Origin of the sequence: Streptomyces sp. NPDC012769 (assembly GCF_042901205.1) — a bacterium.
Lineage (GTDB): Bacteria > Actinomycetota > Actinomycetes > Streptomycetales > Streptomycetaceae > Streptomyces.
Genome location: NZ_JBIBCP010000001.1, coordinates 1665013 through 1676738, shown reverse-complemented (window position 1 = coordinate 1676738; position 11726 = coordinate 1665013). Strand labels below are relative to the sequence as shown.

16 protein-coding genes are annotated in these 11726 nt (G+C 71.4%); 7 read left to right on the top strand and 9 right to left on the bottom strand.

Features of this window, described 5'->3' with window-relative positions; genetic code table 11:
* Positions 1-62: 62 nt before the first annotated feature.
* Together leuE and ACFY7C_RS07540 are read right to left on the bottom strand one after the other, a co-directional pair.
* On the bottom strand, positions 63-713 hold the full coding sequence (leuE, locus tag ACFY7C_RS07545) for a leucine efflux protein LeuE (protein WP_389645155.1): 651 nt from the start codon (positions 711-713) through the stop codon (positions 63-65).
* A 41-nt stretch (positions 714-754) separates the two neighbouring features.
* A complete protein-coding gene (locus tag ACFY7C_RS07540; protein ID WP_389645152.1) occupies positions 755-2248 on the bottom strand; it encodes a B12-binding domain-containing radical SAM protein in 1494 nt (497 codons plus the stop codon).
* Positions 2249-2470: 222 nt separating this feature from the next.
* Between ACFY7C_RS07540 and ACFY7C_RS07535 the strand changes: the two genes are divergently transcribed.
* The gene (locus tag ACFY7C_RS07535; protein ID WP_389645149.1) at positions 2471-3226 is read left to right on the top strand and encodes a hyaluronoglucosaminidase; all 756 of its coding nucleotides are present in this window, start codon (positions 2471-2473) and stop codon (positions 3224-3226) included.
* Between the two features lie 17 nt (positions 3227-3243).
* Positions 3244-3408, top strand: a complete 165-nt coding sequence (locus tag ACFY7C_RS07530) for a hypothetical protein (protein WP_389645146.1) — start codon at positions 3244-3246, stop codon at positions 3406-3408.
* 9 nt (positions 3409-3417) lie between these two features.
* Here the strand turns inward: ACFY7C_RS07530 and ACFY7C_RS07525 are convergent, their stop codons facing one another.
* From ACFY7C_RS07525 to ACFY7C_RS07515, 3 genes are read right to left on the bottom strand one after another with little or no spacing between them, the layout of a single operon-like run.
* A complete protein-coding gene (locus tag ACFY7C_RS07525) occupies positions 3418-4191 on the bottom strand; it encodes an SDR family NAD(P)-dependent oxidoreductase (protein ID WP_389646060.1) in 774 nt (257 codons plus the stop codon).
* Positions 4191-4436: a DUF397 domain-containing protein gene (locus ACFY7C_RS07520; protein ID WP_389645143.1), complete on the bottom strand. Its 246-nt coding sequence runs from the start codon at positions 4434-4436 to the stop codon at positions 4191-4193. Before ACFY7C_RS07520 ends, ACFY7C_RS07525 begins: the two co-directional genes overlap by 1 nt.
* Entirely contained in the window at positions 4433-5260 is an 828-nt protein-coding gene (locus ACFY7C_RS07515; RefSeq protein ID WP_389645140.1) for a Scr1 family TA system antitoxin-like transcriptional regulator, read from the bottom strand. Before ACFY7C_RS07515 ends, ACFY7C_RS07520 begins: the two co-directional genes overlap by 4 nt.
* Positions 5261-5389: 129 nt before the next feature.
* On the opposite strand from ACFY7C_RS07515, the gene ACFY7C_RS07510 reads away from it, so the two are divergent.
* Positions 5390-5821, top strand: coding sequence for an ATP-binding protein (locus ACFY7C_RS07510; protein ID WP_389645137.1), 432 nt, complete (start codon positions 5390-5392; stop codon positions 5819-5821).
* Here the strand turns inward: ACFY7C_RS07510 and ACFY7C_RS07505 are convergent.
* Complete coding sequence (locus ACFY7C_RS07505) at positions 5818-6594, bottom strand: NAD(P)H-dependent oxidoreductase (RefSeq protein ID WP_389645134.1); 777 nt, start codon at positions 6592-6594, stop codon at positions 5818-5820. The two genes, ACFY7C_RS07510 and ACFY7C_RS07505, sit on opposite strands and share 4 nt — an antisense overlap.
* Positions 6595-6692: 98 nt before the next feature.
* Here ACFY7C_RS07505 and ACFY7C_RS07500 point away from each other — a divergent pair, with 98 nt between their 5' ends.
* From ACFY7C_RS07500 to ACFY7C_RS07490, 3 genes are all read left to right on the top strand, one after another.
* The gene (locus ACFY7C_RS07500; protein ID WP_389645131.1) at positions 6693-7565 is read left to right on the top strand and encodes a helix-turn-helix transcriptional regulator; all 873 of its coding nucleotides are present in this window, start codon (positions 6693-6695) and stop codon (positions 7563-7565) included.
* Between the two features lie 39 nt (positions 7566-7604).
* Complete coding sequence (locus tag ACFY7C_RS07495; protein WP_389645128.1) at positions 7605-8555, top strand: RNA polymerase sigma-70 factor; 951 nt, start codon at positions 7605-7607, stop codon at positions 8553-8555.
* Between the two features lie 68 nt (positions 8556-8623).
* Positions 8624-9403 carry an SDR family oxidoreductase gene (locus ACFY7C_RS07490; protein WP_389645126.1) on the top strand — a complete coding sequence of 260 codons (780 nt, stop codon included), beginning with the start codon at positions 8624-8626 and terminating at the stop codon, positions 9401-9403.
* A 21-nt stretch (positions 9404-9424) separates the two neighbouring features.
* On the opposite strand, the gene ACFY7C_RS07485 is transcribed toward ACFY7C_RS07490, so the two are convergent.
* The 3 genes from ACFY7C_RS07485 to ACFY7C_RS07475 all read right to left on the bottom strand — a co-directional run bounded on the left by ACFY7C_RS07485 (position 9425) and on the right by ACFY7C_RS07475 (position 10935).
* Positions 9425-9778 (bottom strand): hypothetical protein, encoded by a 354-nt coding sequence (locus tag ACFY7C_RS07485; RefSeq protein ID WP_389645123.1) that lies wholly within the window; start codon positions 9776-9778, stop codon positions 9425-9427.
* An 80-nt stretch (positions 9779-9858) separates the two neighbouring features.
* Positions 9859-10254, bottom strand: a complete 396-nt coding sequence (locus ACFY7C_RS07480) for a VOC family protein (protein ID WP_389646057.1) — start codon at positions 10252-10254, stop codon at positions 9859-9861.
* Between the two features lie 105 nt (positions 10255-10359).
* Positions 10360-10935, bottom strand: coding sequence for a GNAT family N-acetyltransferase (locus tag ACFY7C_RS07475; RefSeq protein WP_389645121.1), 576 nt, complete (start codon positions 10933-10935; stop codon positions 10360-10362).
* 135 nt (positions 10936-11070) lie between these two features.
* Between ACFY7C_RS07475 and ACFY7C_RS07470 the strand changes: the two genes are divergently transcribed.
* On the top strand, positions 11071-11697 hold the full coding sequence (locus ACFY7C_RS07470) for a nucleoside/nucleotide kinase family protein (RefSeq protein WP_389645118.1): 627 nt from the start codon (positions 11071-11073) through the stop codon (positions 11695-11697).
* The last annotated feature ends 29 nt before the right edge of the window (positions 11698-11726 follow it).

The window sequence follows — 11726 nt, the reverse complement described above, 5'->3', positions numbered from 1 at the left end:
ATCTGGAGCAGTACGACAGGGCCCCGGCGGTTTCCGCCGGGGCCCTGTCCCTTGCCCGTCGCTCAGTTGCTCGTCGTGGCCAGCTTCGCCGCGAAACCGAGGAAGAGCGCTCCCGCCCCCGTCGTCAGCCCGGCCGACAGCTTCCTGCGGCGGCGGAACTGCGCGGCGAGATAGGTGCCGCCGAGGATCAGCGCGGTCACGTACGCGACGCTGATGACCTGGTAGACGAGGGCGAGCAGCACGAACGACAGGCCCGGGTGGGCGTAGTCGGGGTCGACGAACTGCACGAAGAACGAGATGAAGAACAGGATCGCCTTCGGGTTGAGGACGGTGATCAGCAGTGAGCGCCGGAACAGCCGACCGGGAGACGGCGACGGCTCCGCGTCGTCCGCCTCGCTCTTCTCCTGCCGACGGCGCCACATCGCCCAGGCCGCCCGGATCATGCCCACGGCGATCCAGGTGAGATAGCCGGCCCCGGCGTACTTCACGATGGCGAACAGCAGCGCGTTGGTCTGGAGCAGGGAAGCGAGTCCGGCCGCCGTCGCCGTCATGAGCAGCGTCTCGCCCAGGAACACCCCGGCGGCGGCACGGTATCCGGCCCTCACCCCGAGCCGCGCGGCGACCGAAAGGGTGAAGAGGGAACTCGGCCCCGGCAGCAGAATGATCAGCAGAGCACCCAGGGCGTAGGTGAACAGGTTCTCCACTCCCAGCATTCCGGCACCTTCCTCCTCGAACCCCCCGAAGGGGTTCGCCGCTAACCGACGTTGTTACCCGTGCGCACGTTGTGCGCGCTCACCATCTCGTCCACCTCTCCGATGCGTTCCAGGGCGTACTTCTCGCTGATGTGGGTGAAGTTGTCCGCCCAGAACGCACCCAGCTCGTCGATGTCGAGCAGATCCTGATCACCGAACCTGGCGAACATCTCCTCCCGGTCCTCACGCGTCACGGAGATTCCGAGCGCGGCCAGATAGCTGTCGATCTCCTCACTGCTCTTGAAGAAATTCGGCCGCTCGTAGTCGACCAGGAGATCCCACGCCGGGCTGTTCGGCAACGGGATGAAGCGCGAGAACTCGACCGAGGAGAGCTCGACCTCGCCCAGCATCTGCCGGATGCCGGCGATGGTGCGGTCCAGCGTCTCCGGCCGCTCTCCGGGGGCGCCGGCGATGTACGAGGCGTGGACCGAGATCCCCGCCTTGTTCAGCATGCGGATCGCCTCGAGGTTGGTCTCGCCCGTCGTCTTGTTCTTCCGCTGCGCCTCCAGCATTTCGGGGTCGGCGGCGTCCAGGCCGATGTTGGCGCGGGTGACGCCGAGGCGCCGGAGCTTGTCGACGTTGTTGCGCTTGGTCAGTCCGAGGGCGCGGGCGTAGACCATGACCTGGAGTTCGCCGTGGTCGATACGGCGCTTCAGGTGCGGCGGCATGGCGTCGATGAGGGCGTCCACATAGCGGGGGCTGGCGGTGAAGCTGTCGTAGACCTCGAAGAAGAGGTTGATTCCGTGCTCGCGGTTGTACTGGTCGATCGCCTGCCAGAATCCGCGCGGATCACCGGTGTTGACCGTCAGGTCGGCGATGGAGCAGTAGGTGCAGCGCTTGTGGCCGTTCTCGCAGCCGCGCGCGTTGTTCACCGTCACGGGCCGCACGGTGTGGCCGTGGAGATGGCCGAACTGCTCGCGGTAGTTGTCGGCATAGACGTCGAGAACGTCGTCGATGAAGGAAAGGTCCGGAATGGTGTTGCGCAGGGAAAGCGCGTATTTCGGTGCCGGATTGAGCTGGATCCGGCCGTCCTTGCGGTAGGCGAGCGAGGACACCTCCGACACGTCGGTGCCTTCGACCAGGGCGCGGACCAGTTGGACGAACGGTATCTCGCCCCCGTCGTTGGCTATCACATAGTCGATCTGCGGCCTGTTGCGCAGGATCATCTCGGGAAAGAAGATCGCGTGATCGTCGCCGAGGACGACCTTCGCGCCGCAGGCCTTGGCGGTTTCGGCGATCTTCAGGGCCTCCGAATAGGTCGGGGTCAGCGCGCTGATCCCCACCACGTCCGGGGCGAAGTCCCGGACGGCCTGCCGCACGGTCTCGGTATTGCTGATGCCGCCGTCGACGACCCGGATGTCGACCCGGTCGCCCAGTGCGTCGCGCGTGGCGGTGGCGAGCTGGACGATCCCGATGTGCGGATAACAGGCGTAGTTGGACGCGTTCCTGTTCTCGGTGGGGTTGGGGGCGTTCGCGAGCAAGACCTTCAACGTCATGTCATCACCTGCACAGGCAGAGGAAGCGGACGGGCCGCATGGACGGATCATGAACGGTTGCATGCGGGAAGTGCCTGTACCAGGCATCAATTGGCCAGCGTTGCGGCCGAAACCGGACGGTACGATTCCATTCGGCCATCATGAAAACGATCAAGACATGTCGTGGACCTGCCCTGGCACAATGACCGGCCCATGAGGTCGAACGATCAAGGGGAGGGGCGCATGGCCGTCACGAGAAGGCTGTTCATGGGGGGATTCACGGCGGGAGCCGTGACCGTCGCCGTCGGAGGGACGGCGACCGAGGCCGAGGCGGCGGGGGAGACCACCACCTTCACCGGTCCGGTCGTCGCGCAGGGCCAGGTGACCGCCCCGCGGTACTACGCGGCAGCGCCCGGCGAGGGCCTGTACGTCAAGTCGACCAACACCACCGGCAACGCGGCGACCGTCGTCCTGGAGGCGACCGAGGGCGCCGGCTCCGCCCTCAACGTCGTCTCCAAGAACCCCATGACCTCGGCCATGTACCTGCGGGGCACGGAGCGCACCGACCGCGGCACCCTCAAGATCGCCCACGTCGGTTACGCCGACGGCTCCGACGCCGGCGCCTCCGCCCTCTCCATCGACCTGCAGACCGCGGGCACCGCCTCCCAGGGCATCTTCCTCACGGCGACCCAGGGCCCGACCACCGGCGCCCTGCTCGTCCTGCGCAACAACGCCGGCCGCGAGGACCTCACCGTCGAGGGCAACGGCCTCATCGGCATCGGCATCGACCGCGGCGCCAACCCGCGCGCCCAGGTCCACATCGTGCAGCGCACGGACAAGCCGGGTCTCCTCGTGGAGGGCACCGTCGAGATCGGGAACGTCACGACACCGCCCACCGGGACCGTCTCCGCCACCGGCGGCGGCGTCCTCTACTCCCAGGACGGCGACCTGTGGTGGCGCGAGAGCGGCGGCACGCCCCGCCGGATTGCCCTGGTCTAGGGGAGGGAGGAGAAACGATGGTGCAGCTCACCCCCGAAGAGCTGGTCGGCGAGTTCCAGGACGCCGTGGTCGAGCTCTACTTCGCCCGGAAGCGGATCCACGCCCTGGAGGCCGAGAACGCCGAGCTCAGGGCCCGGCTGGCCGCGGCGCTCCCGCAAGGCGAGGAGGAACCGCGGCCCTAGCGGGCGCCCTCAGTGGACGGACAGGCCGCCGTCCACGAAGATCGCCTGCCCCGTGACGTACGCGGAGGCCCGGCTCGCCAGGAAGACGGCCGCCCCCTCGAAGTCCTCTGCGAGGCCGTTGCGCCCGACCATCGTGCGGGCGGCGAGCTCCGCGACCTTCACGGGGTCGGAGGAGAGCCGCACGTTGAGCGGGGTCATCACGAAGCCCGGAACGAGGGTGTTCACGGTGACCCCGTACGGCGACCACGCCTCCGCCTGCGAACGGGCGAGGGACTCCAGGGCGCCCTTGGACACCCCGTACGCACCGGACTGCACGAACGCCCGGTGCGCCTGCTGGGAGGTGACGTGGATGATGCGCCCGAAGCCCCGCTCGGCCATGCCGGGCCCGAAGCGCTGCCCGAGCAGGAACGGCGCCTCCAGGTTCACGGCCATCGTCCGGTCCCAGACGTCGTCACCGAGCTCGGAGAGCGGCGGACGCAGGTTGATCCCGGCGGAGTTGACGAGGATGTCCGGCTCCCCGCCGAGCACGGTGACGGCCTCCTCGGCCGCTGCCCGCACCCCGTCACGGGAGCCGAGGTCACCGCTCACCCAGGCGGCGGTCGCGCCGAGCTCGGTCAACTCGTCGACGGCGGTCTTCAGCTCCGCCTCCCGCCGCGCGACGATCACGACGGACGCCCCGGCCCGCGCGAGGGCGCGGGCGATGCCCTTGCCGATCCCGGAACTGCCGCCGGTGACGAGGGCGGTGCGGCCGGAGAGGGAGAACAGGTCGTCCAGATAGGCCATTACAGCCGCTCGCACCCGGCCACGAACGCACCCCAGGCGGCGGGCGCGAGGGCGAGCTGGGCGTCCTCGGGCCGCTTGGAGTCACGGACGTGGACGGTGGTGGGGCAGGCGGCGACCTCGACGCAGTCGTCGCCGGAACCGCCGCTGTACGTCGACTTGTGCCAGGAGAGGGCGACTTCGACGCAGTCGCCGTCACCGCTGCTGCTGTAGCTGCTCTTGAACCAGGCCAGGTCTGTGGTGCTCATGTAGCTCCTCGCATCTGCCGCAACAGGCTCTGGGAGTCTTCCAGGGTAAGAGCCTGTGACCGCATCCTGGCATACCGCATTTGGAGGATGCCGACGTCTTTCGCCTCGGAGATGAGCAGCCCGGCCCGCTGACCCTCGATATACGCGTACCAGCGGTTCTCGGGTGTCTCCAGTAACTGCATGGGACCGGCGAGCCCAGCGTGATGGGTGCGACTCTGCTCCATCACCTGGATCTCGATGTTGCGCTGCTCGGACATCCACAGGATGTGCTCGATCTGCGCTCGGTGCACCTCCGGCCCGCCCGTTTCCCTGCGCAGCACATGCTCCTCGATGATGAAGCTGTACGCGGTGTTGGGCCGCTCGGTGAGCAACTTGGTCCGCTTCATACGGGCGTCGAGGTTCTCCTGGATCTCGGCATCGCCCATTGGCGGCAACTGCTCCTCGAAGAGCGTGCGCTGGTACGCCTCGGTCTGGAGCAGCCCCGGTACGAGTCGACTCTCGTACGTGTACAGGCACAGCGCCTTCTTCTCCAGCGCCGCCCAGCGCCGGAACCAGTTCGCGAGCCCCGGCTCCCGCGACAGGTGCTTCGCCGCCCCCTTGATCGCCCCGAACGCGTCGAGGACCTCCTCCGACTTGTCCACGAGCTTCGGCGAGGGGAACCGGCGCCCCTGCTCCACGGAGGAGACCGTCTCCACCGAGTAGCCCACTTGCGGGGCGAACTCCTCCTGGGTGAGCCGCGCCCGCCTGCGGAACGCCTTGAGCACCTCCCCGAATGCCTTCAGGCTGTCCGAGGTCTCCGGTTCCGCGTTGTCGTCCGTCGTCATCACGTACACCTCCCACCCCGAATGCTCACGGGCGGTGACGAGTACTGTCTACCCTCCGAGCTCGTACGCTTACGGAGCGTACGAGTTTCTGACCTGGGGACCCGCCTCCGGCGCCGCCACATTGGCCCCATGACTTCCCCGCAGACCCGCCAAGAGCCGGTTACCGTACGTGTGTTCACCCAGCGCTTCAGCTCGACCCCGCGCGGCGCCCGCCTCGCCCGCCGGCTCTCGCTCCACCAGCTCGACCGCTGGGGCGTCCCGCACGGCAGCACCACCTCCGACACCGTCGCCCAGATCGTCGCCGAGCTCGCCGCGAACGCCGTCACCCACGGCCGCGTCCCCGGCCGGGACTTCGAGCTGACCCTCGCGTACGAGCCGGAGCGCCACCTCCGCATCGACGTCGCCGACACCCGCACCGAACACCGCCCCGGTCTCCGCCCGCCCACCCCCCTCTCCGACTCCGGCCGCGGCCTCCTCCTCGTCGACGCCCTCGCCTCCCGTTGGCAGGTCCTGGACCGCCTCCCCGTCGGCAAGACGGTCCGCGCCGAACTCGACCTCTAGCGACGGTGCAGGTCGAGGCCGCGCGTGCCCGGTGCCTCCCGGCCGGGGAGCAGGCGCATGGCGTGGTCGTAGTCGCCGCCGGTGAGGGAGCGGTACGGGACGGGGGCGGCTGTGAAGAGGGCGTCGAGGCGGCGGGCGTAGGCCTCCTTGGCGGCGGCGAAGCGCTCCTCGGGCAGGTCGACCGTGCCGTACACGGCGAACGGCTCCAGCGGCTGGATGCCCGCGAACCACAGCAGCCCGTGCTGCAGCGGGTGGAGGACGCTTTCGAGGTCGCCGTGGATGCCGCGGTCGGAGAAGGCGGTCTCCCGTGCGCCGACCGTCGTCGAGAGCAGGGCACGGCGGCCGCCGAGGGCGCCCTCGCTGTACGGCGGGGGGACGGAAGGGCCGTAGGCGAAGCCGTTGGTGAAGACCCGGTCGATCCAGCCCTTGAGGATCGCGGGCACGGAGAACCACCACATCGGGAACTGGAGGACGAGCGCGTCCGACCAGAGCAGCTTCTCCTGCTCGGCGGCGACGTCGGCGGTCAGCCGGCCCGCCAGGGTGGCGCGCTCCTGTCCGGCGAGCACGTCGAGACGTTCGTCCGCCGGGTGGTCCGGGAAGTCATCGGCGTCGACGCCGGCCTTCCACTTCATCGCGTACAGGTCGGACACCCGCACCTGGCGTCCGGCCGCCCGCAGGTGGTCGACGGCGAAGTCGGTGAGGGCGGCGTTGAGGGAGCGCGGCTCGGGGTGGGCGCTGACGACGAGGACGTTCTTGGACGCGTTCTGCTGCATGTCGTCACGTTCTCGCGGGCGTTCGCCCGTAACCAGAACCCTGTCCCACCGCAGGACCGGCAGTCCTGGTACTGGCAGGGCCACCCATACTTGCTCCCATGGAGACGGTGTACGGGGTGGACGGGGCGGGCGACCGTGGACGGGCCCTGGGGGGCTTCCTGCGGGCCCGGCGGGGGCGGGTCGCGCCGGAGCGGGTCGGGATCGCGCCCGGGGGACGGCGCCGGGTGCGCGGGCTGCGGCGGGAGGAGCTGGCCCAGCTCGCCGGGATCAGCGTCGACTACTACGTACGCCTGGAACAGGGTCGGGCCACCCAGCCGTCGCCCGAGGTGGTCGACGCGCTGGCGCGGGCGCTCGGCCTGGACACGGCCGAGCGTGCCCACCTCACCACCCTCGCCTGCGACCGGCGCGGGCCCGCCCCGGCGGCGCGGGTCAGCCCGCTCCTGCGGCGGGTCCTGGACAGCATGGCCGGACTGCCCGCCTTCGCGACCGACCACCGGCTCGACGTGGTGGCGTGGAACGCCCTCGGCGCCGAACTGATCGGCGGCGTCGACGACCCCCGGCGACGGGACGGCAACAACGCCCGCTTCCTGTTTCTCGACCCCGCCTCCCGGCAGGTCCAGCCGGACTGGCGGGACCGGGCCGCCGAGGCCGTCGGTCAGCTGCGGGTCGCCGCCGGGCGCTGGCCCGACGACGCCGGGATTGCCGCGCTGATCACCGAACTGTCGGAGCGGAGCGCCGACTTCCGCGCCATCTGGGCCACCGGCGAGATCGTCATGTGCGCGGCCGGCCGCAAGCGGGTCCGCCACCCGGAGGCCGGGCTGCTCACCCTCGACTTCGAGACCCTGCACGTGCCCGCCGCGCCCGGCGAGTCGGGTCTCGTCGTGCACGTGTACAGCGCGGCGGACGGCAGCCCGGACGCCGAGGCCCTCGCCCGGCTCGCCGCCCGGCTGGGCCGACCTGTGCGGGGCTGACCTGCTGCGGCCTGCGGTGGGTGTGGGATTCTTCGGGATGTGACGTCACCCGCGCTGCCCTCCTCCGACGGCGAGGCCGCCGCCGAGGAATTCCTCTCCCACCGGGGCCGGATGTTCGGCCTCGCCTACCGCATGCTGGGGTCCGCCGACGAGGCGGAGGACGTCGTCCAGGACGCCTATCTGCGGTGGCGCGGGGCGGACCGGGCGACGATCGAGCGTCCGGGGGCCTGGCTCGCCAAGGTCGTCACCAACCTCTGCCTCACCCGGCTCACCTCGGCCCGTGCGCGGCGCGAGGAGTATCCGGGGCCGTGGCTGCCGGAGCCGGTGTTCACCGGGACGGGCCGGGACGGACAGCCGGGCGGGCTCGGCCCGCTGGAGTCCGCCGAGTCGCGCGACTCCGTGTCGACGGCGCTGCTCGTCCTCCTCGAACGGCTCACGCCGACCGAGCGGGCCGTGTACGTGTTGCGCGAGGCGTTCGGCTACGGCCACCGGGAGATCGCCGGGGTCCTCGACCTGGGCGAGGCCAACTGCCGCCAGCTGTACCGGAGGGCGGTGCGACGGGTGGCGGAGGACGAGCCCCGCTTCGAACCGCCGTCGGAGGAACGGTGGGGCGCGCTCGTCGAGTCGTTCGTCGCGGCCGCCCGCGAAGGCGATCTCGCGGGTCTGGAGCGGATCCTCGCCGAGGACGTCGTCTGGTGGAGCGACGGCGGCGGCAAGGTCACCTCGGCCCTCCGGCCAGTGTTCGGCCGGGAGAAGGTCCTGCGCTTCCTCGCCGGAGTCCTGCGGCGTTCCGACGGTCTGGCCGGCATCGGCCTGCTCGCCGCCGAGGCCAACGGTGCCCCCGCCCTGGTGGCCCACGCGGCGGGCCGGCTGCTCGCCGTGGCGTCCTTCGAGGTGCGGGACGGTGCCGTCGTCGGGGTGCGGATGGTGACGAACCCCGACAAGCTGGTCTTCGCGGAGCGGCAGTTCGCCGCCCTGTCACATTCCTGAGCCCGCGCCGGTCCTCTGGATGTCGACATCGACATCAAGGCATCGACATCGAGAGGAAGGCGACTGCGATGACCACGATCCTGGTGACCGGCGGCACCGGCCCCCTCGGCCGGCTCGTCACCGAGCGGCTGCGCGCGTACGGGAAGCGGGGCGGCGAGCAGGTCGAGGAGGTGCGGGTGCTCAGCCGGCGCTCCCAGCCGTACGCCGTCGACCTGCGCGAGGGCGGGCCCGGCCTCGACGAGGCCCTCGCGGGCGTGGACACCGTCGTGCACTGCGCCAGCACCCCGCGCGGCGGGGACGAGCAGGCGGCCCGGAACCTGGTCGCGGCGGCCCGCCGGGCCGGGGTGCGGCACCTCGTCTACATCTCCATCGTCGGCGTGGACCGCGTGCCGCTCCGCTACTACCGGGCCAAGCTCGCCGTCGAGCGGATCGTCGAGGAGTCGGGGCTCGGCTGGACGATCCTGCGGGCGACCCAGTTCCACGACCTCGTCCTCCAGGTCCTGGAGGGCACGGCGAAGCTGCCCGTCATGCTGCTCCCGGCGGGCGTCAGCGACCAGCCGGTCGAGGTCTCCGAGGTCGCCGACCGGCTCTGCGAGCTGGCCCTCGGCGCACCCGCAGGCCGCGTCCCCGACCTGGGCGGTCCGGCGGTCCGCACGCTGCCCGAGCTGGCCCGCGCCTATCTGCGGGCGAGCGGCCGGCGCCGCGCCCTGCTGAACGTGCCGCTGGCGGGGAAGGCGTACCGCGGCTTCCGCCAGGGCGGGCACCTGACGCCGGGACGGGCGGAGGGGCGCGTGACTTTCGAGGAGTTCCTCGCGACCCGTCTCACTTCTCGAGGGCGCGAGGCCTGAGGCCCAGGTCTCCCCGGGCGCTCAGCGGAACTCGTGGACGACCTCGATCGTGCCGACGATGTGCGCGTTGAACTCGTCGAGCTCCTCGGCCGGCACCCACAGCTCCAGGATGGTCTCGCCACCGGCCTGCTGGACCGGATAGCGGGCCAGGAACTCCGTGTCGACCTCGAAGCGGGTCACGTAACCGACACCGCTGTGCGGCACGTTCCAGTCCCGGGCGATCCGGACCGCGTAGTCCTCGTTGAGGACCGGGTAGAAGATCGGCTGCTCGGGCAGCCGTGGCGGCCACGCCCGCCACTCGAGGCCGCGCACGAGCTCCAGCTCCTCGGGGCCCGTGGGGCGCCAGAGGGTGGTGGTCGCGCGGCGGCTGTTCATGGCTTCGCCCGTTCTCTCTCGTACGGAGGGTGGAGCGGGGACGTTACCGGGGCGCGGGGGGCGTGGCCACGGAGTTTCGGTCAGGCTCCGGCGGGCTGGAGCAGGTCCCAGCGGTTGCCGTACAGGTCCTCGAAGACGGCGACCGAGCCGTACGGCTCGTGGCGTGGCTCCTCCAGGAAGCGCACCCCGGCGGCGGTCATCCGGGCGTGGTCGCGGCCGAAGTCGTCGGTGTGGAGGAAGAAGCCCACGCGGCCGCCGGTCTGCGCGCCGACGGCCGCCTCCTCCGTCTCGTTCTTGGCGCGGGCGAGCAGCAGCCCGGTCCCCTGTGCGGCGCCCCGGGGCCGTACGACGACCCAGCGGCTGCCGTCGCCGCGGTCGGTGTCCTCGACCAGCTCGAAGCCGAGGGCGCGGGTGTAGAAGTCGACGGCCTCGTCGTAGTCGCGGACGACGAGCGTGACGAGGGCGAGGGCGGGCAGCGGGGGCGGGGGAGTGGCCGGGGTGGCGGAGGAGGTCATGACTCCAACGTAATACGTATGACGGACGAGGGCGCACCGACCCTCCGGCGAGGGGGTCGGCCGCCGTCAGCGACGCAGGTCGAGACGCATCAGGACGCGGGGATGCCCCGCGAGCACGGAGGTGGTGTCGGCGACGTGGACGAACCCGGCGCGCTCGAAGTTCTTCCGGAGCCCGGCGTACGCCATGGTCAGATCGACCCGGGCGTCGCCGTTGTCGAGCGGATACGCCTCGACGGCCGGGGCGCCGTGTGCCCGGGCGAACTCGACCGCGCCGGTGATCAGCGCGTGCGAGATGCCCTGTTTCCGGTGGCCCGGCCGTACCCGGACGCACCACAGCGACCAGACCGGCAGGTCGTCGACGTGCGGGATCTTGCGGTTGCGCGCGAAGGTCGTGTCCGCGCGCGGTGCGACGGCGGCCCAGCCGACCGGCTCGTCGCCGTCGTACGCGAGCACCCCCGGCGGGGGCTCGGCGCGGCACAGCTCCGCGACGAACTCGCCCCGGGCCGGTCCGACGAGCTCACGGTTGTCCTTGGACGGGATCCGATAGCTCAGGCACCAGCAGACGTTGGCCGTGGGGGACTTCGGTCCGATGACGGCACGGACGTCCTCGAAGACCGAGGCGGGGCGGACTTCGATGGTCATGACACCACGATGGCACGGGGTGGGCGGGCCCGACCACCGGCCACGGTCGGCTCGGGCACCGATGCCGGCACCGGTGCCGGCACCGATTCCGGCGGCGCCGGCACCGGTGCGCCTCCCGGTGCGACAATGCCCGGCATGGACGCGCGGGACATGGAACGTCTCACCGGGCGGGCCCGGGTGCTCGCGGGCGGCGGGCGGCGGCGGGTGCTCGGGATCGCCGGGCCGCCGGGCGCGGGGAAGTCCACGCTCGCCGGGTGGCTGGCCGACCGGCTCGAAGGGCTCGCCGTCCTCGTCCCCATGGACGGCTTCCACCTCGCCCAGGCCGAACTCGAACGGCTCGGCCGCGCCGGACGCAAGGGCGCGCCGGACACCTTCGACGCGGCCGGTTTCACCGCCCTGCTCGCCCGGCTCCGCGCGCCCGAACCCGGCGTCACTGTCTACGCCCCCGCCTTCGACCGCGCCCTCGAAGAACCCGTCGCCGGGTCGATCCTTGTCCCGCCCGAGGTCCCCCTGGTGATCACCGAGGGCAACTACCTGCTCCACGACGAGGGCCCCTGGGCCGCCGTCCGCCCGCTGCTCGACGAGGCCTGGTACGTGGACCTCGACGACCGGGACCGCGTGCCCCGGCTCGTCGCCCGGCACGTCCGCTTCGGCAAGGAGCCGGCCCGCGCCGAACGCTGGGTGGCCGAGTCCGACGAGGCCAACGCCCGCGTGGTGGCGCGGGGAAGGGACCGCGCCGACCTCGTCGTACGCATGACCTGAGCCGGGGCGGGAGTGAACCTGGGTGCGGG